Raw genomic sequence first — 23,883 nt, forward strand, 5'->3', positions numbered from 1 at the left:
AGGCGGCTTGGGCTATGTGGCCCGTACAGTAACAGCTTGTCCGGACAGGAAAAAGACAGCGCTTAATGCGCCGTTAATTGTGCGGGCCCCACAGGGTTGGGCAATGAACATGAATCCGCCGTGCGAACGTCAATCACTGTGGGAGCCAGCCTGCTGGCGATAGCGTCAGTTGAGCCGCCGCCGAACACGATCAAGACAGTTGTTCCCACAAAAAAGCCCTGCAAGCGTAACGCTGCAGGGCTTATCGGTCAGGCTGTCAGTGCGGCTGGTAGACCGTGAGCATCTGCCCAGGCTTGAGGGCCTTGCCCGCGCCCGGATTCCAGCGCTTGAGGTGCTGCATCTCGACGTTGAAGCGCTTGGCCACCACGTACAGGGTGTCGCCTTGCTTGACCTTGTACTGGGTCTGCTTCTGGGCGTCGGCCTTGGCGCCGCCCTTGCTGTTGGCCGCGACCACGGTGTTGATGCGGCCGCCGGCATTGCGGGCCGGGGTGCGTTTGGTGGTGTCGCGCATCACCAGGGTCTGGCCGACCTTGAGGTTCTTGCCGGACAGCTTGTTCCAGCGCTGCAGGTCCTTGACCTCGACCTTGTTGGCCTTGGCGATGGAGGCGAGGTTGTCGCCGCGCTTGACCCGGTAGGCGCGCTTGAGCTGTGCGACTTCGGCAGGGTCGGCCCCTTCGAACACCGGTTTGAGCGAGCGCGGGCTGATCAGCTCTTCAGGCCGCATGGTCTGCAGGCTGGCGGTCAGCAGCTGCGCCTTGGACGTCGGCACCAGCAGGTGCTGCGGGCCGTCGATGGTGGTGCGCTGCTTGAACGCCGGGTTGAGCTGGAACAGCTCGTCTTCGTCGATGTTGGCCACCGCCGCGACCTTGGACAGATCCATGCGCTGGTTGATCTCGACGACCTGGAAATACGGTTCGTTGGCGATCGGGTTGAGGTTCACGCCGTAGGCTTCCGGCGCCAGGACCACCTGGGACAGGGCCAGCAGCTTCGGCACGTAGGCCTGGGTCTCGGCCGGCAGCGGCAGGTTCCAGTAGTCGGTCGGCAGGCCGAGGCGCTCGTTGCGCTCGATGGCGCGGCTCACCGTGCCTTCGCCGGCATTGTAGGCCGCGAGGGCCAGCAGCCAGTCGCCGTTGAACATGTCGTGCAGGCGGGTCAGGTAGTCCATTGCCGCGGTGGTGGAGGCGGTGATGTCCCGGCGGCCGTCGTAGAAGCGGGTCTGGCGCAGGTTGAAGGAGCGCCCGGTGGACGGGATGAACTGCCAGAGGCCCACCGCGTCGGCCCGGGAATAGGCCATCGGGTTGTAGGCGCTTTCGATCACCGGCAGCAGGGCCAGTTCCAGCGGCATGTTGCGCTCTTCGAGGCGCTCGACAATGTAATGGATGTAGAGGCTGCCGCGTTCGCCGGCGTTCTCGAGGAACGACGGGTTGCTGGCGAACCAAAGGCGTTGCTGCTCGATGCGCGGGTTGACCCCCAGGCCCTCTTGCAGCTGGAAGCCTTCGCGCATCCGCGCCCAGATGTCCTGGGGCACCTGCGGGCTGGGCTTCTCGTTCAGCCAGATCGGCTTCTGTTTGGCCCGGGCAGCGATGTTCGGCGCGTGGGTCGCGTCAGTCTGCGGCGCATGGCTGGAGCAGCCCGCCAGGGTGGCGGACACAGCCACCGCGATGGCTTGCGCCAGGCGGGTCAGTGCGTCTGAGTTGACGGACTTGCGTATGGATGACGACATTGGCTGGAAGTAAGTTCCGGGCAAAAATGTCGGGCGATTCTAGAAAGCGCACCCCCAACGGTCAACCGTTCAGAACTTTTGTACCGTTTGGGGAATGCCTCAAAACGTGTCTTTCCAGGCCCGCAGTGCCGCAAAAACCTCACTCGGCGCCCGGTTTTGAGGGCCGCTCCGTTCGTCCACTTTTTGTTTAACTAATGTTTCACCCGTCCGCAGAAAGGGGTTCGTGAGCTTTTCCAGGGCCAAGGTCGAGGGCAGGGTCATCACGCCGTTTTCCCGCTGCTGGCGGACTTTTTCCAGACGGGCGGCGATGTCCGGGTTGGCCGGTTCGACCGCGGCGGCGAACTTCAGGTTGCTCAACGTGTATTCGTGGGTGCAGTAGACCAGCGTGTCTTCCGGCAGCGCGGCCAGGCGGCTCAGGGAATGGTGCATCTGCTGCGGCGTGCCTTCGAACAGGCGGCCGCAGCCGGCGGCGAACAGGGTGTCGCCGCAGAACAGCAGGCCATGGCGGTAGTAGGCGATGTGGCCCAGGGTGTGGCCGGGCACGGCGTAGACGTCGAAGTCCCAGCCCAGCACGCGGGCCTTGTCGCCGTCCTTGAGCGCGATGTCGCGGCCGGGGATCTTCTCGCTGGCCGGGCCGTGGACGGTGGCGCCCGTGGCCGCCTTCAGCGCCTCGACGCCGCCGACGTGGTCATGGTGGTGATGGGTGATCAGGATGTCGCCCAGCACCCAGCCCGGATGGGCGTCGAGCCAGTCCTGCACCGGCGCGGCATCCCCCGGATCGACCACCGCGCAGCGGTGGGTTGAATGATCCTGCAACAACCAGATGTAGTTGTCGGTGAACGCGGGGAGGGCACTGATCTGTATCATCTTCGGATTCGCCAAACGGGTAACATTGGCGCATCTTAGAGCTTCGTGGCGCTTTGGAGAACGACATGACCGATAAAGCGTTCGCTCAGGCCGATCCTGACTGGCTGGCCCTGATCAGTTCGGCCCGGGAGTGGCTGTCCGGGCCCCTCGGACAATTTCTGCTGGATGAGGAACGGCGCATGCTCGAAGACGAGCTGGGCCGTTTCTTCGGCGGCTACCTGGTGCATTACGGGCCGTCTGCCGAAACGCCGCCGTCGGCGCCGCAGGTGCAGCGCAATGTGCGTCTGGGCGCGCCGTTGCCGGGGGTGGAGATCGTCTGCGAAGAACAGGCCTGGCCGTTGAGCGAGCATGCCGCCGACGTGGTGGTCATGCAGCACGGGCTGGATTTCTGCCTGTCGCCCCACGGCCTGCTGCGCGAGGCGGCCAGCAGCGTGCGGCCCGGCGGGCACCTGCTGATCATCGGCATCAATCCCTGGAGCGCCTGGGGATTGCGCCATGTGTTCGCCCATGACGGCCTGCGCAAGGCCCGCTGCATCTCGCCCTCGCGGGTCGCCGACTGGCTCAATCTGCTGGGTTTCGCGCTGGAGAAACGCCGCTTCGGGTGCTATCGTCCGCCGCTTGCGTCGTCCGCGTGGCAGGCACGCCTGGCCGGCTGGGAACGCCGCGCCGGCGCCTGGCAACTGGCCGGCGGCGGCTTCTACCTGCTGGTGGCGCGCAAGATCGTGGTCGGCCTGCGCCCGGTGCGCCAGGAGCGCCGCGAACCGATGGGCAAGCTGATCCCGCTGCCGATGGCCAAGGTCAACCGCCGCCGCATCGAACCGTAGACACCTTCTTTATATTCCGGCCGGGCCTGTCCCGGCCTCGGCCATCGTCGGCCGCTGTCCGGCGAGGCACGGCAATTTCTGGATGACTGGCATGACCGATAACGTAGAACTGTTCACTGACGGCGCCTGCAAGGGCAACCCCGGCCCCGGCGGCTGGGGCGCCTTGCTGGTGTGCAAGGGCGTCGAGAAGGAACTGTGGGGCGGCGAAGCCAACACCACCAATAACCGCATGGAGCTGCTCGGCGCGATCCGCGGCCTGGAAGCCCTCAAGCGCCCGTGCGAAGTGCTGCTGGTGACCGACTCGCAATACGTGATGAAAGGCATCAACGAGTGGATGGCCAACTGGAAGAAGCGCGGCTGGAAAACCGCCGCGAAGGAGCCGGTGAAGAACGCCGACCTGTGGAAGCAGCTGGACGAGCAGGTCAACCGCCACAAGGTCACCTGGAAATGGGTGCGCGGCCACATCGGCCATCACGGTAACGAACGGGCCGACCAATTGGCCAACCGTGGCGTCGACGAAGTGCGTGGCTACAAGCAGGATTGATTCCGGCCGTGCACCGTGATGCGGCCGATCGCCAGCAGGCTGGCTCCCACAGGGTACTGATGCATTGTGCAGATCCAATGTGGGAGCCGGCCTGCCGGCGACGGGCACGACGCGGTCCACCTGAAACCCCGCGGCGAGCGTGATACCATCGCCGCCTTTGTCCGATTGCACCCGTTGAGAGCTGAACACTGATGGCCACCAGATCCGTTGTACTCGATACCGAAACCACCGGCATGCCGGTGACCGACGGCCACCGGATCATCGAGATCGGCTGCGTCGAACTGATGGGTCGGCGCCTGACGGGCCGGCACTTTCACGTGTACCTGCAACCGGACCGGGAAAGCGACGAGGGCGCGATCGGCGTTCACGGCATCACCAACGAGTTTCTGGTCGGCAAGCCCCGCTTCGCCGAAGTGGCCGACGAGTTCTTCGAGTTCATCAACGGCGCGCAGCTGATCATCCACAACGCGGCGTTCGACGTCGGCTTCATCAACAACGAATTCGCCTTGCTGGGTCAGCAGGACCGGGCCGACATCACCCGTCACTGCTCGATCCTCGACACCCTGATGATGGCGCGGGAGCGCCACCCCGGCCAGCGCAACAGCCTCGATGCGCTGTGCAAGCGTTATGGCGTGGACAACTCCGGCCGTGAGCTGCACGGCGCGTTGCTCGACTCGGAGATCCTCGCCGACGTCTACCTGACCATGACCGGCGGCCAGACCAGCCTGTCCCTGGCCGGCAACGCCTCCGACGGCTCCGGCGAAAGCAGCGGGCGCGCGTCCGAGATCCGGCGCCTGCCGGCCGACCGCCAACCGGGCCGGATCATCCGTGCCAGCGAAGACGAACTGGCGCAGCACGCAGCGCGCCTGGAAATCATCGCCAAGTCCGCCGGCGGACCGGCGCTGTGGACGCAACTGATCGAATCCCAGGCCTGATCCGGTCCCTCGTCACCGGATCGGCGCAAGCACCGCTTCCCCGGACATGAAGCCAACTGGCCACCCTCGCAACAACGGCGTTGACCCTCTACCCTGAGGACATTGGCACGCTGCGCGCTGCCGCCTCAGGACTCTGGGCCCCATGTACAAAGATTTGAAGTTTCCGGTGTTGATCGTCCACCGCGACATCAAGGCCGACACGGTTGCCGGCGAGCGTATCCGGGGCATCGCCCGGGAGCTGGAGCAGGAAGGATTCAAGGTCGTTTCAGCCACGGACTACACCGAAGGCAGGCTGGTGGCGTCCACCCATCATGGCTTGGCGTGCATGCTGATCGCCGCCGAAGACGCCAGCACCAACTCGCATTTGCTGCACAACATGGCCGAACTGATCGGGCTGGCCCGGGTGCGGGCGCCGGAGCTGCCGATCTTCGCCTTGGGCGAGCAGGTGACCCTGGAAAACGCCCCGGCCGACGCCATGGCCGAGCTCAACCAGTTGCGCGGCATTCTCTACCTGTTCGAAGACACCGTGCCGTTCCTGGCTCGGCAAGTGGCGCGGGCGGCGCGCAAGTACCTGGACGGGCTGCTGCCGCCGTTCTTCAAGGCGCTGGTGCAGCACACCGCCGACTCCAACTATTCCTGGCACACCCCCGGCCACGGCGGTGGCGTGGCGTACCACAAGAGCCCGGTGGGGCAGGCGTTCCATCAGTTCTTCGGCGAAAACACCCTGCGCTCGGACCTGTCGGTGTCGGTGCCCGAGCTCGGTTCGCTGCTCGACCACACCGGTCCCCTGGCCGAAGCCGAAGCGCGGGCGGCGCGCAACTTCGGCGCCGACCACACCTTTTTCGTGATCAACGGCACCTCGACCGCCAACAAGATCGTCTGGCATTCGATGGTCGGGCGCGATGACCTGGTGCTGGTGGATCGCAACTGCCACAAGTCGGTGCTGCACGCGATCATCATGACCGGTGCGATTCCGCTGTACCTGTGCCCGGAGCGCAATGACCTGGGGATCATCGGCCCCATTCCCCTGAGCGAGTTCAGCCGCGAGTCGATCCAGGCCAAGATCGACGCCAGCCCGCTGACCCAGGGGCGCGAGCCGAAGGTCAAGCTGGCGGTGGTCACCAACTCCACCTACGACGGCTTGTGCTACAACGCCGAGCTGATCAAGCAAAGCCTGGGCAACAGCGTGCAGGTGCTGCATTTCGACGAGGCCTGGTATGCGTACGCCGCGTTTCACGAGTTCTTCGCCGGCCGCTATGGCATGGCCACCTCCCGCAGCGCCGACAGTCCGCTGGTGTTCACCACCCATTCCACCCATAAACTGCTCGCGGCGTTCAGCCAGGCGTCGATGATCCATGTCCAGGACGGCGGGGCGCGGCAGTTGGACCGCGACCGTTTCAACGAAGCGTTCATGATGCACATCTCGACGTCGCCGCAGTACAGCATCATCGCGTCGCTGGATGTGGCGTCGGCGATGATGGAAGGGCCGGCCGGGCGTTCGCTGCTGCAGGAAACCTTCGACGAGGCCTTGAGTTTCCGCCGGGCGCTGGCCAACCTGCGCCAGCACATCGCGGCCGATGACTGGTGGTTCTCGATCTGGCAACCGCCGGGCGTCGAGGGTACCGACCGGGTGAAGACCGAGGACTGGCTGCTGCAGCCCGAGGCCGACTGGCACGGGTTCGGCGAGGTCGGCGACGATTACGTGCTGCTCGACCCGATCAAGGTGACGTTGGTGATGCCCGGCCTGAACGCCGGCGGCGCCTTGAGCGAAAGGGGCATTCCGGCGGCGGTGGTCAGCCGGTTCCTGTGGGAGCGCGGTCTGGTGGTGGAGAAGACCGGCCTGTATTCGTTCTTGGTGCTGTTTTCCATGGGCATCACCAAGGGCAAGTGGAGCACGTTGCTGACCGAGCTGCTGGAGTTCAAGCGCAGCTATGACGCCAACGTCAGCCTCGCCACCTGCCTGCCGTGCGTCGCCCAGGAAGATGCGGTGCGCTACCGCGGCATGGGCCTGCGCGACCTGTGCGATCAATTGCATGGCTGCTACCGCACCAACGCCACGGCCAGGCACCTCAAGCGCATGTACACCGTGCTGCCGGAGATCGCCATGAAGCCGGCCCACGCCTACGACCAACTGGTGCGCGGCGAGGTCGAGGCCGTGCCCATCGATGAGCTGGAAGGGCGGGTGGCGGCGGTGATGCTGGTGCCTTACCCGCCGGGCATCCCGTTGATCATGCCGGGCGAGCGCTTCACCGAGGCCACCCGTTCGATCATCGAATACCTGAAGTTTGCCCGCACGTTCGATGCAAGCTTCCCCGGTTTCGTGGCTGATGTGCATGGACTGCAACATGACGACCATGGCAACGGACGGTCGTACACCGTCGATTGCGTCAAGGAATGAGGACGTACAACCCTATGCAAGCGCTTATGAACCCGAAACATCCCGGCCTGTCGGTGCGGGTCGCCGACGACGGCTTTGCCGCGTACATCTGGGGCAGCGACTTCAGCTTCGAGGTCAGCGCCTACGGCGCCGCCGAGATCGGCCGGCCTGTGGCGGCGTGGGCCGTGACGCCGATCGTGCCGTACCGCAAGTGCTACGGCATCGACCCTGAAGAATTCAGCAGCTACCGCGACGCCGCCGACAGCGAAATCTTCATGGCCTACCTGGGCGACGAGCCGGTCGGTCATCTGGTGGTCAGCACCAACTGGAACGGCTTCGCCCATATCGACGAATTGGCGGTGCATGCCCCGGCGCGGCGCCACGGCGTGGCCAAGGCATTGCTGGATGTGGCGCAGTTCTGGAGCCGCAAGAAGAAACTCCCGGGCATCATGCTCGAAACCCAGAACAACAACCTCGGCGCCTGCCGGCTGTACGAGCGTTGCGGCTATGTGATCGGCGGCATCGATCACCTGCGCTACCGCGGCATCGACCCGAACACCGCCGAAGTGGCGCTGTTCTGGTATCGATTGTTCGATAACCCGCTGGAAGGGCCGGTCAGCCCGCCAACATCGCCGCGGCTTGTTCCGTGACGAGGGCGAGCAGCGTCTGGATGGCCGCCGGCGACGGGGCGTGCCGGTAGGTCAGGGCGTAAAGGCTGACCGGCACCGCCGGCGACAGCGGGCAGGCATCGAGGCCGGCGGCACGGGCGCCGAGGGCGGTGAACGGGTCGACGATGGCCAGGCCTTCGCCGGCCTCGACCATGCTGCGCATCATCTGGTGGGTCTGCACCCGGGTGCGGATGCTCGGCGCCGGACGCAGCGCCTGGAGCTTGTGCTCCAGCGCGGGGCTCAGCGGATCCTGGCCCTCCAGGCCGACCATCGCCTGGCCGGCCAGATCCGGCAGGGAAACGTACTTCTGCTTCGGCTGCAGCCAGCCGTGGGGCGCCAGCAACTGAAGCTTGCCTTGGGCCAGCGCCTGGCAATGGATGTCGGGGTGTTCGGGATCGTGCAGGCTCAGGCCCAGGTCGCATTCTCGCAGCAGCAGGCGGCGGACGATGTCGCGGGTCGGTTCGCTGAACAGGGTGCAGGGGGCGTCCGGCAGGCGTCGGCGCAGGGCGGCGAGGCTTTGCGGCAGCAGTTGCTGGGCCAGCGGCGGTGTGCCGGTGATCCGCAGGGGCGGGGCGAGGTACTGGCGCAGGCTGTCGGCCAGACGCTGCACCGGCTCCAGCGCTTCGTAGATGTGGCCGATCTCGACTTGCAGCGCCTTGGCTTCCGGGGTGGCCTGGAGCCGTCCGCGAACGCTGGCGAACAGCATGAACCCCAACTCGCTCTCGGCCTCGCGCAACCGCGCTTCGACCTCGGCCGTCGACAATTGCAGCCACTCGGCCGCGGTGCCTGCATGGCCGGTCTGCAGCAGCGCCTGAATCACTTCGATATGACGTAAACGCATGCGGCAAGTCCATGTCCGGCGGTTGGGGTCAGTGGCTGAATCCTACCCCAACTCGGCACGGAAGACTTCTGCTCATAACGGCCGGTTATGAAGCGATGACGGAGTCGGGTTCGCGGATCAGGGTGATGCCGGACTGCACCAGCAGGAATTCGTTTTCGTCGATCTTGTTGATGCGATCGCCGATCGCCAGCTTGTAGGTGGTGACGGGCTCCGTGCCGGTGAGTCCGTCTGCCGACGGGTTGGATTCCTGGTACTCATGCACGGAATAAACGCGGCCTTCCGCATCTCTTGCATGGAACTGACCGACGAGTACTGCTGCCATCTGTTTAGAACCTCTGGAGATAAAACGCTGGATTGACGGCTGGGTAGACCGTCATCGGGCGCGGTAAGTTTTCCTACAGGAAAAAAATAATGCGTGCACCGGGATTTCCCGGCCGTCTGGTGAAAACGCCGACGGATCATCTATAACTACAGGCTCCTCCCACGGACAGTCGAGAGTCTTCCCATGAGCAATGTCTACAACGTCGCAGTAGTGGTCGGCAGCCTCCGCAAAGCGTCGCTCAACCGCAAGGTCGCCCTGGCCCTCGCGGAGCTGGCGCCGGCGAACCTCAAACTGAACATTGTCGAAATCGGCGATCTGCCGCTTTACAACGAAGACATCGACGGTGATTCGCCGCCGGCAGCCTACAGGACTTTCCGTCAGCAAGTGGCTTCATCCGACGCAGTGCTGTTTGTCACCCCGGAATACAACCGTTCGGTGCCGGCGCCGCTGAAGAACGCCATCGACGTCGGTTCCCGGCCTTACGGCAAAAGCGTCTGGAGCGGCAAGCCGGGGGCGGTGATCAGTGTTTCGCCGGGCGCCATCGGCGGTTTCGGCGCCAACCAGCATCTGCGCCAGTCTTTCGTGTTTCTCAATGTGCCGTGCATGCAACAGCCTGAAGCCTACCTGGGCGGCGCCGGCTCGGCGTTCGACGAGGCGGGCAAGCTGAATGAGTCGGTGCGGCCGTTCCTGCAGGGGTTCATCGATGCCTACGGGCAGTGGGTGGAGCAGCACAAGAAGTGATTTGGCGGCCGGACTGACGGGGTAGCCTTGATGTCTTGCGGCGCCCCGGCTGACGCCATCGCCAGCAGGCTGGCTCCCACAATGTTCTGTGATGAATGCAAACGCTGCGTCCAACGGAGATACCTGTGGGAGCCAGCCTGCTGGCGATGGCGTCTTGTCATTCACAACCGATGTGAATGACCGACCGCTCCCGCAGGCTTTTTTCCTGTCCCACATTCGGGCATTGTCCGCGTTTCCATTTCATGAAGGCTTTCGCGGATGCTGGCTGCGTCATTAATATTCCTGCTGACCATCACACTGGTGATCTGGCAGCCCAAAGGCCTCGGCGTCGGCTGGAGCGCGACGTTCGGTGCGGTGCTGGCGCTGCTGTTCGGCGTGGTGCACCTGTCTGACATACCGCTGGTGTGGCAGATCATCTGGAACGCCACCGGCACGTTTGTCGCGCTGATCATCATCAGTCTGTTGCTCGACGAAGCCGGGTTCTTCGCCTGGGCCGCGTTGCACGTGGCGCGGTGGGGGCGGGGCAGCGGGCGCAAGCTGTTCGCGTTCATGGTGCTGCTCGGCGCGCTGGTGTCGGCGCTGTTCGCCAACGACGGCGCGGCGCTGATCCTCACGCCCATCGTGATCTCGATGCTGCTGGCGCTGCGGTTTTCCCCTGCCGCGACCCTGGCGTTCGTGATGGGGGCGGGCTTCATCGCCGACACCGCGAGCCTGCCGCTGGTGGTGTCGAACCTGGTCAACATCGTTTCCGCCGACTTCTTTCACATCGGCTTCAACCGCTATGCGGCGGTGATGGTGCCGGTCAACGTCGTGAGCGTGGCCGCGACGCTGGGCATGCTGCTGTGGTTCTTCCGGCGCGACATCCCCAAGGCCTACGACCCCGAGCAACTGGAACGCCCGGAAACGGCGATCCACGATAAACCCACGTTCTACGCCGGATGGGCGGTGCTGCTGATCCTGCTGGCGGGCTGCTTCGCCCTCGAACCGCTGGGCATTCCGATCAGTTTCATTTCCGCCGCGTGCGCCGCGCTGCTGCTGGCCATCGCCGCCCGCGGGCATCGGATCTCCACGCGCAAGGTGATGAAAGAGGCGCCCTGGCAGATCGTGATCTTCTCCCTGGGCATGTACCTGGTGGTCTACGGCCTGCGCAACGCCGGGCTCACCGGCTACCTGGCGGGCTGGCTCGACGTCTTCGCCGGGCACGGCGTATGGGGCGCGGCGCTGGGCACCGGGGTGCTGACGGCGTTGCTGTCGTCGATCATGAACAACCTGCCGACGGTGCTGATCGGCCTGCTGTCCATCGACGCCAGCCAAGCCACAGGCGTGGTGAAGGAGGCGATGGTCTACGCCAACGTGATCGGCAGCGACCTGGGGCCGAAGATCACCCCGATCGGCAGCCTGGCGACCTTGCTCTGGCTGCATGTGCTGGCGCGCAAGGACATCCGCATCGGCTGGGGGTACTACTTCAAGGTCGGCATCGTGCTGACGGTGCCGGTGCTGCTGGTGACGTTGGCGGCGCTGGCCGTTCGGCTGTCGCTGTAACCGCGTCGGCCCCATCGTCAGCAGGCTGGCTCCCACATAGGGATGTCTGTGGGAGCCAGCCTGCTGGCGATGGGTACGCCGCCGACCTCAAACCTGGCCCGGCACGTTCGGCCACAGGTCGGACACCAGGAACAGCCGCTCGGCCTCTTCCCATTCGCCGCGGGCGTTTTCGGTCAGGCGCACCATCAGCTGCGCCGGGGCCAGCGGTTCCAGCGCATCGAGCCAGGCTTGGAGATGGCCGTTGCTCCAGGTCTGGTCCGCCGGATAGTGGGCCGGCGCCAGCCAGGCGTGGCGGGGCAGGGGTTGCCAGCGTCCGGCGGGTCGCTGTGCGACGAACGCCGGCCAGTCTTTCTGGTGCAGCCAACTGCCGCGCAAGTGCTGCGGATGGGCACCGTCGGGCGGTTGGGATTCTCCGGGCCACGGATACAGCAGATAACCGCCGAGCCACAATTGCGCGCTGAACGGCCCGACATCCAGCGCCGCCAGCGCTTCGCGGCTTTCCGGCCGGGCGGAGATCGGCAACTGATGCTCGCTCAGGTGCGCCAGCTTGCGGTCCAGCCGGTCATGGCAGCCGGGCCCCAGCCACTGCGCCGGATCCTGGCCGCCGCCGTTCTGCGGGCCGAGGTAGAGCTTGATCGCCAGTTCCAGGTGATGCACGCCGTCACGGTCGCGCAGCAGCATGTCCAGTTCGCCCAGGGTGTGGCCGTCGCGGCGGATCGGCAGGTTGGCGGCGATCAGTTCGATGCCCGGCGCGTGCTCCACGGCAAACTGCCACAGCCGTTCGTAATACAGGCCCAGCCGCCGGGTGCGGGCCTGGGACAGCCAGTGCAGCAGGCCGTAGCTGTCGCGGTCGAGCCGGCGCAGCCAGTGCTCCAGCCGTTCAGGATCGCTCACCCAGTCGCTGGCGGCCAGCGGATGGCGCTGCGGCCACGGCGTGGCGGCCAGCATCGGCGGGGCGAGGATCACCCACGCCAGATCGCGCACCTCAGGGTGGCGCAGGCGGTGGGGCAACTGGAGCAAATCGGGAAATAGGATCATCTTGCGAGCATAGCCCCAAACGCGGGTACGCCCTTGTGGCTGAAAGGATTTTGTCTATGCGCCGCTTTCGCCCATAATCGTGCTTTTCGCCGCATCCGCCCCGCAGGAGTCCCATGGAGCAATTTCGCAATATCGGCATCATCGGTCGCCTGGGCAGCTCCCAGGTGCTGGATACCGTCCGCCGACTGAAACGCTTTCTGCTCGATCGCCACCTGCACGTGATCCTCGAAGACACCATCGCCGAAGTCCTGCCGGGCCACGGCCTGCAGACGTCCTCGCGCAAGATGCTCGGCGAGGTCTGCGACATGGTCATCGTCGTCGGCGGCGACGGCAGCCTGCTCGGCGCCGCCCGGGCGCTGGCCCGGCACAACATACCGGTGCTGGGGATCAACCGCGGCAGCCTCGGCTTCCTCACCGACATCCGCCCCGACGAGCTGGAGGTCAAGGTCGCCGAAGTGCTCGACGGCCACTACCTGGTGGAGAACCGCTTCCTGCTCCAGGCCGAAGTGCGCCGCCACGCCGAAGCCATCGGCCAGGGCGATGCGCTGAACGACGTGGTGCTGCACCCCGGCAAGTCGACGCGGATGATCGAGTTCGAGCTGTACATCGACGGCCAGTTCGTCTGCAGCCAGAAGGCCGACGGCCTGATCGTCTCCACGCCCACCGGTTCCACGGCCTACGCGCTGTCCGCCGGCGGCCCGATCATGCATCCCAAGCTCGACGCCATTGTGATTGTGCCGATGTACCCCCATACCTTGTCCGGGCGGCCCATCGTGGTCGATGGCAACAGTGAGCTGAAAATCGTCGTGTCCAAAGATATGCAGATCTACCCGCAAGTGTCCTGCGACGGGCAGAACCACTTCACCTGCGCGCCGGGCGACACCATCACCGTCAGCAAGAAGGCGCAGAAGCTGCGCCTGATCCATCCGCTGGACCACAACTACTACGAAGTCTGCCGCACCAAGCTCGGCTGGGGCAGCAGGCTGGGTGGCGGAGGCGAGTGATGCTCGATCCTGCGCGAAGTTACGACCTGATCGGTGACGTGCACGGCTGCGCCCTGACGCTGGAGCATCTGCTGGACCGGCTCGGCTACCACAAGCAGGGCGGCGTCTGGCGGCATCCGTCGCGCATGGCGGTGTTCGTCGGCGACATCATCGACCGCGGCCCGCGGATCCGCGAGGCGCTGCACATCGTCCACGACATGGTCGAGGCCGGTCAGGCGCTGTGCATCATGGGCAACCACGAATTCAACGCCCTGGGCTGGAGCACGCCGGCGCTGCCCGGCAGCGGCAAGCAGTTCGTGCGCGAGCACACGCCGCGCCACGCGCGCCTGCTGCACGAGACCCTGACCCAATTCGAGCAGCACCCGCACGACTGGCACGACTTCCTGCAATGGTTCTACGAACTGCCGCTGGTGGCGGACGCCGGGCGTTTCCGCGTGGTGCACGCCTGCTGGGACGCCGGCATGATCGAACCGTTGCGCGGCCTTTTCCCCGATGCGCGCATTGACGAACACTTCCTCCAGGCCTCGGCCGTGCCGGGCAGCTTCGCCTGCACCGTGTTCGACCGCCTGCTGCGCGGCACCGACATGCGCCTGCCGGACGGCCTGACGATGACCAGCGGCGACGGCCTGGTGCGTGCGTTCTTCCGCACCAAGTTCTGGGAGGACGATCCGCAGACCTACGGCGACATTGTGTTCCAGCCCGACGCGTTGCCGGAGCCGGTGGCGCAGAAGCCTTTGACCTCGAGCGAGAAAAACAGCCTGCTGCGCTACGGCATCGATGAGCCTTTGCTGTTCGTCGGCCACTACTGGCGCAGCGGCAAGCCGGCGCCGATCCGGCCGAACCTCGCCTGCCTGGACTACAGCGCGGTGCTCTACGGCAAGCTGGTGGCCTATCGCCTGGATCAGGAAACCCGCCTCGATCCGCACAAGTTCGTTTGGGTCGACGTCGAGCGGCCGGAGGTGCTGCGATGAGCGCGGTGGCGGTATTGCGTCTGCCCCTGGCGGCGGACCTGAGCGGCTTCGTCAAACTGCTGCAGCGCATGCAGGTGCCCCACCGCGTCAGCGAAGAGGCGGGCGAGCAGGTGCTGTGGGTGCCGGCGGAGATCAGCGACGACGTGCGCTCGCTGTACGAGCGCTTCCCGGCCGGCGACCCCGACCTGCAACTGGACATCCCGGCGGGGCAGCCCCTCAGCCGTCCGGGCTTCGTCGAACAGTTGAAGTACGCCAAGGCCACGGCGTCCGTCCTGCTGCTGACGTTGATCGTCGCTGCGCTGACCCTGCTGGGCGACAACCTCGACACGATGCGCTGGCTGACCTTCCTCGAATTCCGCGTGGTCGGCGAGTACATCCAGTTCACGCCGCTGGCGGACAGCCTCGCGGCGGGGCAGTGGTGGCGGCTGGTCACGCCGATGCTGATCCACTTCGGCATCCTGCACCTGGCCATGAACGGCATGTGGTACTGGGAGCTGGGGCGGCGCATCGAGTCGCGCCAGGGCGGCGTCAACCTGATCGGCCTGACGCTGCTGTTCAGCCTGGTGTCGAACTTCGCCCAATACCTGTTCAGCGGCCCGACCCTGTTCGGCGGCCTGTCCGGCGTGCTCTACGGCCTGCTCGGGCACTGCTGGATCTTCCAGCTGCTGGCGCCGAACCCGGCCTACCGCCTGCCGCGCGGCGTGCTGGTGATGATGCTGGTGTGGCTGCTGGTGTGCCTGTCCGGGCTGGTCTCGGCCATCGGCTTCGGCCAGATCGCCAACGCCGCCCACGTCGGCGGGCTGTTCATCGGATGCTTCACCGGCCTGTTGGGCGGTTTGTACAACCGCCGTAAACTGGCCGCCTGAACCGTTTACTGGAAAAAGAGACCGGAGACCCTGATGTCCTCTTTCAACGAAATGATCAAAAACATCACCCCGGACATCTACCGCAGCCTGAAGCTGGCGGTGGAGATCGGCAAGTGGTCGGACGGCAACAAGCTCACTGCCGAGCAGCGCGAACTGTCGCTGCAGGCGATGATCGCCTGGGAGATCCAGAACCTGCCCGAGGAAGAGCGCACCGGTTACATGGGCCCGCAAGAGTGCTCGTCGAAGTCGATCGAAGTGCCGAACATCCTGTTCAAGTCGGACGCCATCCATTGATCGAGATCGGCCGCGGTTCCATCAGCAAGATGTCGGCGCGCCTGGACGGGGCCGACGTGCAGTACGCGTTTCGTCTGGACGGCGTCGAGGTGCCGGTCAACCCGTTGATCGGCAGCACGCTGCGTCTGGAGTACCTGGGGGCGATCCACTGCACCCATTGCGGACGCAAGACCAAGACCAGCTTCAGTCAGGGCTACTGCTACCCGTGCATGACCAAGCTGGCCCAGTGCGACGTGTGCATCATGAGCCCGGAGCGGTGCCACTACGATGCAGGCACCTGCCGGGAGCCCGAGTGGGGCGAAAAATTCTGCATGACCGACCACGTCGTGTACCTGGCCAACTCCTCCGGGATCAAGGTCGGCATCACCCGCGCCACCCAGCTGCCGACCCGCTGGCTCGACCAGGGCGCCAGCCAGGCGCTGCCGATCCTGCGTGTCGCCACCCGCCAGCAGTCGGGGTTCGTCGAGGATCTGCTGCGCACCCAGGTGGCGGACAAGACCAACTGGCGCGCCTTGCTCAAGGGCGATGCCGAGGCGGTGGACCTGGTGCAGGTGCGCGACCGGCTGTTCGACAGCTGCGCCGAAGGCCTGCTGGGCCTGCAGCAGCGATTCGGCCTACAAGCGATTCAGAAAGTTACCGACGTACAACCGCTGGAGATCCGCTATCCGGTGGAGCAATACCCGGCCAAAATCGTCAGCTTCAACCTGGACAAGAACCCGATTGCCGAAGGCACCCTGTTGGGGATCAAGGGCCAGTACCTGATCTTCGACACCGGCGTGATCAACATTCGCAAGTACACGGCCTACCAGCTCGCCGTGCATCAATAAGGACGCCAGCATGCGCACCGAACAACCGAAGATGATCTACCTGAAGGACTATCAGGCGCCCGAGTACCTGATCGACGAAACGCACCTGACCTTCGAGTTGTTCGAGGATCACAGCCTGGTGCACGCGCAACTGGTGATGCGCCGCAACCCGGCCCGCGGCCCGGGCCTGCCGCCGCTGGTGCTCGACGGCCAGCAGCTGGAGCTGCTGTCGGTGACCCTGGCCGACCAGGAACTGGGCGCCGCCGACTACCAACTGACCGACAGCCACCTGACCCTGCACCCGGCCAGCGAGACCTTCACGGTCGACACCAGCGTGCGCATCCACCCGGAGAGCAACACCGCGCTGGAAGGCCTGTACAAGTCCGGCCGCATGTTCTGCACCCAGTGCGAGGCCGAAGGGTTCCGCAAGATCACCTATTACCTCGACCGCCCGGACGTGATGAGCAAGTTCACCACCACCGTGGTGGCCGAGCAGCACAGCTACCCGGTGCTGCTGTCCAACGGCAACCCGGTCGCCTCGGGCCCCGGCGAAGACGGCCGGCATTGGGCGACCTGGGAAGACCCGTTCATGAAGCCGGCCTACCTGTTCGCGCTGGTGGCCGGTGACCTGTGGTGCGTCGAGGACAGCTTCACCACCATGAGCCAGCGCACCGTGGCGCTGCGCATCTATGTCGAGCCGGAAAACATCGACAAGTGCCAGCACGCCATGAACAGCCTGAAGAAGTCCATGCGCTGGGACGAAGAGGTCTACGGCCGCGAGTACGACCTGGACATCTTCATGATCGTCGCCGTGAACGACTTCAACATGGGCGCCATGGAGAACAAGGGCCTCAACATCTTCAACTCCAGCGCCGTGCTGGCCCGCGCCGAGACCGCCACCGACGCCGCGCACCAGCGGGTCGAGGCCATCGTCGCCCACGAGTACTTCCACAACTGGTCGGGCAACCGCGTGACCTGCCGCGACTGGTTCCAGCTGTCGCTCAAGGAAGGCTTCACCGTGTTCCGCGACGCCGGTTTCTCCTCGGACATGAACTCGGCCACGGTCAAGCGCATCCAGGACGTGGCGTACCTGCGCACCCACCAGTTCGCCGAAGACGCCGGCCCCATGGCCCACGCCGTGCGCCCGGACAGCTTCATCGAGATCTCCAACTTCTACACCCTCACCGTGTACGAAAAGGGCTCGGAAGTGGTCGGCATGATCCACACGCTGCTGGGTGCCGAGGGCTTCCGCAAGGGCAGCGACCTGTACTTCCAGCGCCACGACGGCCAGGCCGTGACTTGCGACGATTTCGTCAAGGCCATGGAGGACGCCAACGGCGTCGACCTGACCCAGTTCAAGCGCTGGTACAGCCAGGCCGGCACGCCGCGCCTGGCGGTGAGCGAGTCCTACGACGCCGCTGCGAAGACCTACAGCCTGACGTTCCGCCAGAGCTGCCCGGCGACCCCGGACAAGGTCGAGAAACTGCCGTTCGTGATCCCGGTCGAGCTGGGCCTGCTGGACAGCCAGGGCAACGCCGTCGCGCTGCGCCTGGCGGGCGAAGCCTCGGCGCAGGGCACCTCCCGGGTGATCTCGGTGACCGAGGCCGAGCAAACATTCACCTTCGTCGACGTCGCCGAGCAGCCGCTGCCTTCGCTGCTGCGCGGCTTCTCCGCGCCGGTGAAGCTCAGCTTCCCGTACAGCCGCGACCAGCTGATGTTCCTGATGCAGCATGACAGCGACGGCTTCAACCGTTGGGATGCCGGTCAGCAACTGTCGGTGCTGGTGCTGCAGGAACTGATCGCCCAACAGCAGAAGGGTGAGCCCCTGGTGCTGGATCCGCGCCTGGTGTCGGCCCTGCGCACCGTGCTGGCCGACGAGTCGCTGGACCAGGCCATGGTCGCGGAGATGCTGTCGCTGCCGAGCGAAGCCTACCTGACCGAGATCAGCGAGACGGCCGACGTCGACGCGATCCACACCGCCCGGGAGTTCGCCCGCCGGCAACTGGCGGACAACCTGTTCGAAGCGCTGTGGCTGCGTTACCAGGCCAACCGCGACCTGTCGAAGAAGACGCCGTACGTGGCCGAAGCCGAGCACTTCGCCCGCCGTGCGCTGCAGAACATCGCGCTGTCGTACCTGATGCTCAGCGGCAAGCCTGAGGTGCTCGCCGCCACGCTTGAGCAGTTCGACACCTGCGACAACATGACCGAACGCCTGACGGCGCTGGCCGTGCTGGTCAACTCGCCGTTCGAGGAGCAGAAGGCCAAGGCCCTGGCCACGTTCGCCGAGCACTTCAAGGACAATCCGCTGGTCATGGACCAGTGGTTCAGCGTGCAGGCCGGCAGCACCTTGCCGGGCGGTCTGGCCCGGGTGAAGGCGCTGATGCAGCACCCGGCGTTCAGCATCAAGAACCCGAACAAGGTACGTGCGCTGATCGGCGCGTTCGCCGGGCAGAACCTGATCAACTTCCACGCGGCGGACGGTTCGGGCTATCGCTTCCTGGCGGACCTTGTGATCGAACTGAACGCGCTCAACCCGCAGATCGCTTCGCGGCAACTGGCGCCGCTGACCCGCTGGCGCAAATACGACAGCGCCCGTCAGGCGCTGATGAAGGGCGAACTGGAGCGGATCCTCGCGTCCGGCCAGCTGTCCAGCGATGTGTATGAAGTGGTGAGCAAGAGCCTGGCCTGAGGTAGATGTGGGGCTGGCCAAGAGCCGGCAACCCCACAAAAACCCTGTGGGAGCCCGGCCTGATGTGGATGTGGGGTTGATCCAGGTGCCGGTCACTCCACAGAACCCTGTGGGAGCTGGCTTGCCAGCGATGACGTCTGACCAGGCAATGCGTCAGTGTCTGTCATCGCGGGCAGGCCCGCTCCCACCGGTTTTGGCTTGACGCTATTTCAGGTCAAACCGGTCCAGCTCCATCACCTTGCTCCACGCTGCCACGAAGTCCTTCACAAACTGATCCTTCGCATCGGCACTGGCGTACACCTCGGCCAGCGCACGCAGCTGCGCGTTGGAGCCGAACACCAGATCCACCCGGGTCGCGGTCCATTTCACGTTGCCGGTCTTGCGGTCCTTGCCTTCGAACTCATCGGCGGCTTTCGACGTCGGCGCCCATTCGACGCCCATGTCCAGCAGGTTGCGGAAGAAGTCGTTGGTCAAGGTGCCGGGACGGTCGGTGAACACGCCATGCTTGGTTTGGCCGGCGTTGGTGTCCAGCACCCGCAGGCCGCCGAGCAGCACGGTCATCTCCGGCGCCGACAGGGTGAGCAGTTGCGCCTTGTCGATCAGCAGCGCTTCGGCCGATACCCGGTACGTGGCCTTGGCGTAGTTGCGGAAGCCGTCGGTGTGCGGTTCAAGGAAACCGAAGGAGTCCACGTCCGTCTGGTCTTGCGTGGCGTCGGTGCGGCCGGGCGAGAAGGGCACGGTGACCGAATGCCCGGCATTTTTCGCCGCTTGTTCGACGCCGGCATTGCCGGCCAGCACGATCAGGTCGGCGAAGGAGATTTTCGTGCCGCCATGGCTGTCGTTGAACTGATTGCGGATGCCGTCGAGTGTCGCCAGCACCTTGGCCAGTTGCTCGGGCTGGTTCGCCGCCCAGAACACCTGAGGCGCCAGGCGCAGACGCCCGCCGTTGGCGCCGCCGCGCTTGTCAGAGCCGCGGAAGGTGGATGCGGCGGCCCAAGCGGTGGAGACCAACTGCGACACCGTGAGCCCTGAGGCGAGCACTTTGCTCTTGAGCTCGGCGATTTCGCTGTCGCCCACCAGCGGGTGATCGACCGCCGGGATCGGATCCTGCCAGAGCAGTTCCTCGTTGGGATTTTCCGGACCGAGGTAACGGGACAGCGGGCCCATGTCGCGGTGGATCAGCTTGTACCAGGCCCGGGCGAAGGCGTCGGCCAGTTGATCGGGGTTGGCCAGGAAGCGCCGCGAAATCTGCTCGTAGGCCGGGTCGAAGCGCAGGGCCAGGTCGGAGGTCAGCATGGTCGGGTCGCGGCGTTTGCCGGGGTCGTGGGCATCGGGAATGGTGCCGGCGCCGGCGCCGTTCTTCGGTTTCCACTGATGGGCGCCGGCGGGGCTCTTGGTCAGTTCCCATTCGTAGCCGAACAGGTTCTCCAGGTAGTTGTTGCTCCATTTCGTCGGCGTGGTGGTCCAAGTCACTTCCAGGCCGCTGGTGATGGCGTCGCCGCCCTTGCCGGTGCCGAAGGTGCTTTTCCAGCCCAGGCCCTGCTGCTCAAGGCCTGCCGCTTCCGGTTCCGGGCCGACATGGTCGGCGGGGCCGGCGCCGTGGGTCTTGCCGAACGCGTGGCCGCCGGCGATCAGGGCCACGGTCTCTTCGTCGTTCATGGCCATGCGGCCGAAGGTTTCGCGGATGTCCTTGGCCGATGCCACCGGGTCGGGATTGCCTTCAGGGCCTTCCGGGTTGACGTAGATCAGGCCCATCTGCACGGCGGCCAGCGGGTTTTCCAGATTGCGCTCGCCCTGGTTGGTGCGGCTTTCCTCGCTGCCGTGGATGGCCGGTTCGGCCACCAGGGTGCCGTCGCCCGGCGGCTGCACGTCCGGGCCTTTGCCGTAGCGGTTGTCGCCGCCGAGCCAGGTGGTTTCCGAACCCCAGTAGACGTCTTCATCGGGTTCCCAGACGTCCGGGCGGCCGCCAGAGAAGCCGAAGGTCTTGAAGCCCATGGACTCCAGCGCGACGTTGCCGGTCAGCACGATCAGATCGGCCCAGGAGATGTTGCGGCCGTACTTTTGCTTGATCGGCCACAGCAGGCGCCGGGCCTTGTCGAGGCTGACGTTGTCCGGCCAGCTGTTGAGCGGTGCGAAGCGCTGCTGGCCGGAGCCGGCGCCGCCGCGGCCGTCGGCGGTGCGGTAGGTGCCGGCGCTGTGCCAGGCCATGCGGATGAACAGCGGGCCGTAGTGGCCGAAGTCGGCCGGCCACCAGTCCTGGGAGTCGGTCATCAGCGCCGTCAGGTCGCGTTTGAGGGCCTGGAAGTCCAGGCTCTTGAAGGCCTTGGCGTAGTCGAAGTCCTTGCCCAGCGGATCGGACTTGGGCGAATGCTGGCTGAGGATCTTCAGGTTCAGTTGATTGGGCCACCAGTCGCGGTTCGTCGTGCCACCGCCGGCGGCGTGATTGAACGGGCATTTCGATTCGTTTGCCATGTTCGGGTCCTTATCAGGTCTTCTGCGGCCGGCTCGTGCCGACTTCGGACTAGTAAGGCTAGTCCCGACTCCGGCAGTCGGCTAATAGGCCGACTATTGGAGGCCGATAGGGGAAAGCTTTCAGGTCTTTACGGGGTGATGCGCCGTGTTGATACGTGGGATGCACCCGCGAGAACCGCGTGGTTGAGCGGTTGCCGCATCTCGGCTGGCAGAACAGTGATGGCAAATAGAAATGTTATTGTATAACATTAATTTTGTTTCATCCTGTCTCGGCGTGTCGTCCATGACTGCCGGCGACGTTCACTCTTCTGTCTATGGAATCCAGAAATGTCTGCCCGTCCTCTCCCTTGGCGCCTGACGCCCCTGGCCGCTGCGCTGCTGTTCGCATCGCCCCTGGTCGCCGCCGAACCCCTCGAACTGCAACCGCAGGTCATCACCGCCAACCCGCTGGGCAGCCAGACCCTCGCAGCGCCGTCGACGGTGCTGTCCGGCGATGACCTGACGTTTCAGCAGAAGGGCAGCCTCGGCGAAACCCTGAACAGGCAACCGGGCGTTTCATCGTCGTATTTCGGCCCCGGCGCGAGCCGGCCGATCATCCGGGGCCAGGACGGCGACCGCATCCGCATCCTGCGCAACGGCGTCGGCGCGTTGGACGCCTCGTCGCTCTCCTATGACCACGCGGTGCCGCTGGATCCGGTCAACGTCGAGCGCGTCGAGATCGTCCGTGGCCCGGCGGCGTTGCTGTACGGCGGCAGCGCCATCGGCGGGGTGGTCAACACCTTCGACAACCGCATTCCCACCGAAGCCATCGACGGCATTCACGGTGCCGGCGAGTTGCGCTATGGCGGCGCCGACACCACCCGCAGCAGCGCCGGCAAGCTGGAGGCGGGCAATGGGCAATTTGCGTTGCACGTAGACGCCAGCGCCCGGGAGTTCAACGACCTGAAGATCCCCGGCTACGCCAAGACCGGTCGTGAACGCGCCGACGATGACGGTGATGCGAAAAAGCACCGTCTGGCCAACAGCGACGGTCGCCAGGACGGCGGCGCGGTGGGGAGTTCCTACACCTGGGACGACGGTTATGCCGGTCTTTCCTACAGCCATTACGATTCGAACTACGGCTCGCCCGCCGAAGACGACGTGCGCATCCGCATGCAACAGGACCACTACGCCTTTGCCTCGGAAATCCGCAACCTGGACGGCCCCTTCAGTTCGGTGAAGTTCGACGCCGGCTACACCGATTACGAACACCGGGAAATCGAAGGCGGCGAAACCGGCACCACCTTCAAGAACAAAGGCTACGAAGCGCGGGTCGAAGCCCGGCACCAGCCGCTGGGGCCGCTCAACGGTGTGATCGGCGCCCAGGTCAGCCGCAATGAATTCTCTGCGCTGGGCGAAGAAACGTTCGTGCCGCAGACCGACACCAACGCCGGCGCGCTGTTCCTCCTGGAGGAACTGCAAGCCACGGACCGGTTGCTGCTGACCCTGGGCGGACGCCTGGAACACACCACCGTCGACCCCGACGCCAAAGGCAAGGAGCGTTTCGCCGAGGCCGGCCGCTCCAGCAACTTCACCGCCGGCAGCCTGTCGTCCGGTGCGGTGTACACCCTGACGCCTGTCTGGTCGGTCGCCGCGACCCTGGGCTACACCGAACGGGCGCCGACGTTCTACGAGCTGTATGCCAACGGCGCCCACGTGGCTACCGGCACCTACGAGGTCGGCGATGCCGGCCTGTCGAAAGAGAAGGCGGTGTCCAGCGACCTGGCGCTGCGTTTCGACAACGGCACCCACAAGGGCAGCGTCGGTGTGTTCTACAGCCACTTCTCCAACTACATCGGCCTGTTGAGTACCGGTCGCACGCTCAATGATGAAGGCGAACAAGACGCCGACGGCATGCCGGAGTACGCCTATTCGGGCGTGCGTGCGCGCTTCAGCGGAATCGAGGCGCAGGATCGCTGGGAGCTCGGCGAAAACGCCTACGGCAAATTCGCCCTGGAGTTGTCCGGCGACTACACCCGGGCGAAAAACCTCGACACCGGCCAAGACCTGCCGCGCATCGCGCCGCTGCGCCTGAACAGCGGGCTGGTCTGGAGCCTGGACCGTTGGCAGGCGCGGCTCGATGTCGAGCACGCCAGCTCGCAGCACCGCGTGCCGGACAACGAAAGCCGCACCGACGGCTACACCACGCTGGGGGCCAATGTGGGTTACAACTTCGATGTCGGCCGGAGCAAATGGCTGGCCTTCGTCAATGCCGAGAACCTGACCGACCAGACCGTACGCTACGCCAGTTCGATCCTGCGCGACATTGCGCCGGCGCAGGGGCGCAGCATCCAGGTGGGGTTGCGCACCACGTTCTGAT

General features: G+C 65.4%; 20 protein-coding genes. 14 read left to right on the forward strand and 6 right to left on the reverse strand.

What is annotated here, in order from left to right:
- Window positions 1–256: 256 nt before the first annotated feature.
- Window positions 257–1,723, reverse strand: a complete 1,467-nt coding sequence (locus CAG31_RS17960) for a transglycosylase SLT domain-containing protein (RefSeq protein WP_085583556.1) — start codon at window positions 1,721–1,723, stop codon at window positions 257–259.
- Window positions 1,724–1,822: 99 nt separating this feature from the next.
- Window positions 1,823–2,590 carry a hydroxyacylglutathione hydrolase gene (gene gloB / locus CAG31_RS17965; RefSeq protein ID WP_085583622.1) on the reverse strand — a complete coding sequence of 256 codons (768 nt, stop codon included), beginning with the start codon at window positions 2,588–2,590 and terminating at the stop codon, window positions 1,823–1,825.
- Between the two features lie 65 nt (window positions 2,591–2,655).
- Between gloB and CAG31_RS17970 the strand changes: the two genes are divergently transcribed.
- The 5 genes from CAG31_RS17970 to CAG31_RS17990 all read left to right on the forward strand — a co-directional run bounded on the left by CAG31_RS17970 (window position 2,656) and on the right by CAG31_RS17990 (window position 7,920).
- On the forward strand, window positions 2,656–3,414 hold the full coding sequence (locus CAG31_RS17970) for a class I SAM-dependent methyltransferase (protein ID WP_085583558.1): 759 nt from the start codon (window positions 2,656–2,658) through the stop codon (window positions 3,412–3,414).
- A gap of 91 nt (window positions 3,415–3,505) precedes the next feature.
- Window positions 3,506–3,958, forward strand: coding sequence for a ribonuclease HI (gene rnhA, locus CAG31_RS17975; RefSeq protein ID WP_085583560.1), 453 nt, complete (start codon window positions 3,506–3,508; stop codon window positions 3,956–3,958).
- 191 nt (window positions 3,959–4,149) lie between these two features.
- Window positions 4,150–4,893 (forward strand): DNA polymerase III subunit epsilon, encoded by a 744-nt coding sequence (dnaQ, locus tag CAG31_RS17980; RefSeq protein WP_085583562.1) that lies wholly within the window; start codon window positions 4,150–4,152, stop codon window positions 4,891–4,893.
- Window positions 4,894–5,035: 142 nt separating this feature from the next.
- Window positions 5,036–7,291, forward strand: coding sequence for an Orn/Lys/Arg decarboxylase N-terminal domain-containing protein (locus CAG31_RS17985; protein ID WP_085583564.1), 2,256 nt, complete (start codon window positions 5,036–5,038; stop codon window positions 7,289–7,291).
- A gap of 14 nt (window positions 7,292–7,305) precedes the next feature.
- Complete coding sequence (locus CAG31_RS17990; RefSeq protein ID WP_085583566.1) at window positions 7,306–7,920, forward strand: GNAT family N-acetyltransferase; 615 nt, start codon at window positions 7,306–7,308, stop codon at window positions 7,918–7,920.
- On the opposite strand, the gene CAG31_RS17995 is transcribed toward CAG31_RS17990, so the two are convergent.
- Complete coding sequence (locus CAG31_RS17995; RefSeq protein WP_085583568.1) at window positions 7,886–8,779, reverse strand: LysR family transcriptional regulator; 894 nt, start codon at window positions 8,777–8,779, stop codon at window positions 7,886–7,888. The two genes, CAG31_RS17990 and CAG31_RS17995, sit on opposite strands and share 35 nt — an antisense overlap.
- Before the next feature lie 85 nt (window positions 8,780–8,864).
- A complete protein-coding gene (locus CAG31_RS18000; protein WP_085583570.1) occupies window positions 8,865–9,101 on the reverse strand; it encodes a hypothetical protein in 237 nt (78 codons plus the stop codon).
- Window positions 9,102–9,284: 183 nt separating this feature from the next.
- Here CAG31_RS18000 and CAG31_RS18005 point away from each other — a divergent pair, with 183 nt between their 5' ends.
- Window positions 9,285–9,842, forward strand: a complete 558-nt coding sequence (locus CAG31_RS18005; RefSeq protein ID WP_085583572.1) for an NADPH-dependent FMN reductase — start codon at window positions 9,285–9,287, stop codon at window positions 9,840–9,842.
- A 258-nt stretch (window positions 9,843–10,100) separates the two neighbouring features.
- Window positions 10,101–11,384 carry an arsenic transporter gene (locus CAG31_RS18010; RefSeq protein WP_085583574.1) on the forward strand — a complete coding sequence of 428 codons (1,284 nt, stop codon included), beginning with the start codon at window positions 10,101–10,103 and terminating at the stop codon, window positions 11,382–11,384.
- Between the two features lie 87 nt (window positions 11,385–11,471).
- Here the strand turns inward: CAG31_RS18010 and CAG31_RS18015 are convergent, their stop codons facing one another.
- Entirely contained in the window at window positions 11,472–12,422 is a 951-nt protein-coding gene (locus tag CAG31_RS18015; RefSeq protein WP_085583576.1) for a DUF1853 family protein, read from the reverse strand.
- A 113-nt stretch (window positions 12,423–12,535) separates the two neighbouring features.
- On the opposite strand from CAG31_RS18015, the gene CAG31_RS18020 reads away from it, so the two are divergent.
- The 6 genes from CAG31_RS18020 to pepN are packed head-to-tail and all read left to right on the forward strand — an operon-like array spanning window position 12,536 to window position 19,052.
- Complete coding sequence (locus CAG31_RS18020; RefSeq protein ID WP_085583578.1) at window positions 12,536–13,426, forward strand: NAD(+) kinase; 891 nt, start codon at window positions 12,536–12,538, stop codon at window positions 13,424–13,426.
- Window positions 13,423–14,397 carry a metallophosphoesterase gene (locus tag CAG31_RS18025; RefSeq protein ID WP_371856112.1) on the forward strand — a complete coding sequence of 325 codons (975 nt, stop codon included), beginning with the start codon at window positions 13,423–13,425 and terminating at the stop codon, window positions 14,395–14,397. The genes CAG31_RS18020 and CAG31_RS18025 overlap by 4 nt, the downstream gene beginning before the upstream one ends.
- Complete coding sequence (locus CAG31_RS18030; protein WP_085583582.1) at window positions 14,394–15,263, forward strand: rhomboid family intramembrane serine protease; 870 nt, start codon at window positions 14,394–14,396, stop codon at window positions 15,261–15,263. Before CAG31_RS18025 ends, CAG31_RS18030 begins: the two co-directional genes overlap by 4 nt.
- A gap of 33 nt (window positions 15,264–15,296) precedes the next feature.
- Window positions 15,297–15,557, forward strand: coding sequence for a YeaC family protein (locus tag CAG31_RS18035; protein ID WP_085583584.1), 261 nt, complete (start codon window positions 15,297–15,299; stop codon window positions 15,555–15,557).
- Window positions 15,554–16,384: a DUF2797 domain-containing protein gene (locus CAG31_RS18040; protein ID WP_085583586.1), complete on the forward strand. Its 831-nt coding sequence runs from the start codon at window positions 15,554–15,556 to the stop codon at window positions 16,382–16,384. The genes CAG31_RS18035 and CAG31_RS18040 overlap by 4 nt, the downstream gene beginning before the upstream one ends.
- Before the next feature lie 10 nt (window positions 16,385–16,394).
- On the forward strand, window positions 16,395–19,052 hold the full coding sequence (gene pepN / locus CAG31_RS18045) for an aminopeptidase N (RefSeq protein ID WP_085583589.1): 2,658 nt from the start codon (window positions 16,395–16,397) through the stop codon (window positions 19,050–19,052).
- A 204-nt stretch (window positions 19,053–19,256) separates the two neighbouring features.
- Here pepN and katG read toward each other — a convergent pair whose 3' ends face one another.
- Window positions 19,257–21,524, reverse strand: a complete 2,268-nt coding sequence (gene katG, locus CAG31_RS18050; protein ID WP_085583591.1) for a catalase/peroxidase HPI — start codon at window positions 21,522–21,524, stop codon at window positions 19,257–19,259.
- 327 nt (window positions 21,525–21,851) lie between these two features.
- Here katG and CAG31_RS18055 point away from each other — a divergent pair, with 327 nt between their 5' ends.
- The gene (locus tag CAG31_RS18055; RefSeq protein ID WP_085583593.1) at window positions 21,852–23,882 is read left to right on the forward strand and encodes a TonB-dependent receptor; all 2,031 of its coding nucleotides are present in this window, start codon (window positions 21,852–21,854) and stop codon (window positions 23,880–23,882) included.
- Window position 23,883 lies beyond the last annotated feature (1 nt).

Source organism: Pseudomonas sp. R25(2017) (assembly GCF_002112565.1).
In the GTDB taxonomy this organism is placed as follows: Bacteria; Pseudomonadota; Gammaproteobacteria; order Pseudomonadales; family Pseudomonadaceae; genus Aquipseudomonas; species Aquipseudomonas ekonensis.

What these genes read in the sequence shown, in the direction of transcription:
- CAG31_RS17960 (WP_085583556.1), bottom strand. Translation starts at nt 1,723, where the DNA reads ATGTCGTCATCCATACGCAAGTCCGTCAACTCAGACGCACTGACCCGC.
- gloB (WP_085583622.1), bottom strand. Translation starts at nt 2,590, where the DNA reads ATGATACAGATCAGTGCCCTCCCCGCGTTCACCGACAACTACATCTGG.
- CAG31_RS17970 (WP_085583558.1), top strand. Translation starts at nt 2,656, where the DNA reads ATGACCGATAAAGCGTTCGCTCAGGCCGATCCTGACTGGCTGGCCCTG.
- rnhA (WP_085583560.1), top strand. Translation starts at nt 3,506, where the DNA reads ATGACCGATAACGTAGAACTGTTCACTGACGGCGCCTGCAAGGGCAAC.
- dnaQ (WP_085583562.1), top strand. Translation starts at nt 4,150, where the DNA reads ATGGCCACCAGATCCGTTGTACTCGATACCGAAACCACCGGCATGCCG.
- CAG31_RS17985 (WP_085583564.1), top strand. Translation starts at nt 5,036, where the DNA reads ATGTACAAAGATTTGAAGTTTCCGGTGTTGATCGTCCACCGCGACATC.
- CAG31_RS17990 (WP_085583566.1), top strand. Translation starts at nt 7,306, where the DNA reads ATGCAAGCGCTTATGAACCCGAAACATCCCGGCCTGTCGGTGCGGGTC.
- CAG31_RS17995 (WP_085583568.1), bottom strand. Translation starts at nt 8,779, where the DNA reads ATGCGTTTACGTCATATCGAAGTGATTCAGGCGCTGCTGCAGACCGGC.
- CAG31_RS18000 (WP_085583570.1), bottom strand. Translation starts at nt 9,101, where the DNA reads ATGGCAGCAGTACTCGTCGGTCAGTTCCATGCAAGAGATGCGGAAGGC.
- CAG31_RS18005 (WP_085583572.1), top strand. Translation starts at nt 9,285, where the DNA reads ATGAGCAATGTCTACAACGTCGCAGTAGTGGTCGGCAGCCTCCGCAAA.
- CAG31_RS18010 (WP_085583574.1), top strand. Translation starts at nt 10,101, where the DNA reads ATGCTGGCTGCGTCATTAATATTCCTGCTGACCATCACACTGGTGATC.
- CAG31_RS18015 (WP_085583576.1), bottom strand. Translation starts at nt 12,422, where the DNA reads ATGATCCTATTTCCCGATTTGCTCCAGTTGCCCCACCGCCTGCGCCAC.
- CAG31_RS18020 (WP_085583578.1), top strand. Translation starts at nt 12,536, where the DNA reads ATGGAGCAATTTCGCAATATCGGCATCATCGGTCGCCTGGGCAGCTCC.
- CAG31_RS18030 (WP_085583582.1), top strand. Translation starts at nt 14,394, where the DNA reads ATGAGCGCGGTGGCGGTATTGCGTCTGCCCCTGGCGGCGGACCTGAGC.
- CAG31_RS18035 (WP_085583584.1), top strand. Translation starts at nt 15,297, where the DNA reads ATGTCCTCTTTCAACGAAATGATCAAAAACATCACCCCGGACATCTAC.
- pepN (WP_085583589.1), top strand. Translation starts at nt 16,395, where the DNA reads ATGCGCACCGAACAACCGAAGATGATCTACCTGAAGGACTATCAGGCG.
- katG (WP_085583591.1), bottom strand. Translation starts at nt 21,524, where the DNA reads ATGGCAAACGAATCGAAATGCCCGTTCAATCACGCCGCCGGCGGTGGC.
- CAG31_RS18055 (WP_085583593.1), top strand. Translation starts at nt 21,852, where the DNA reads ATGTCTGCCCGTCCTCTCCCTTGGCGCCTGACGCCCCTGGCCGCTGCG.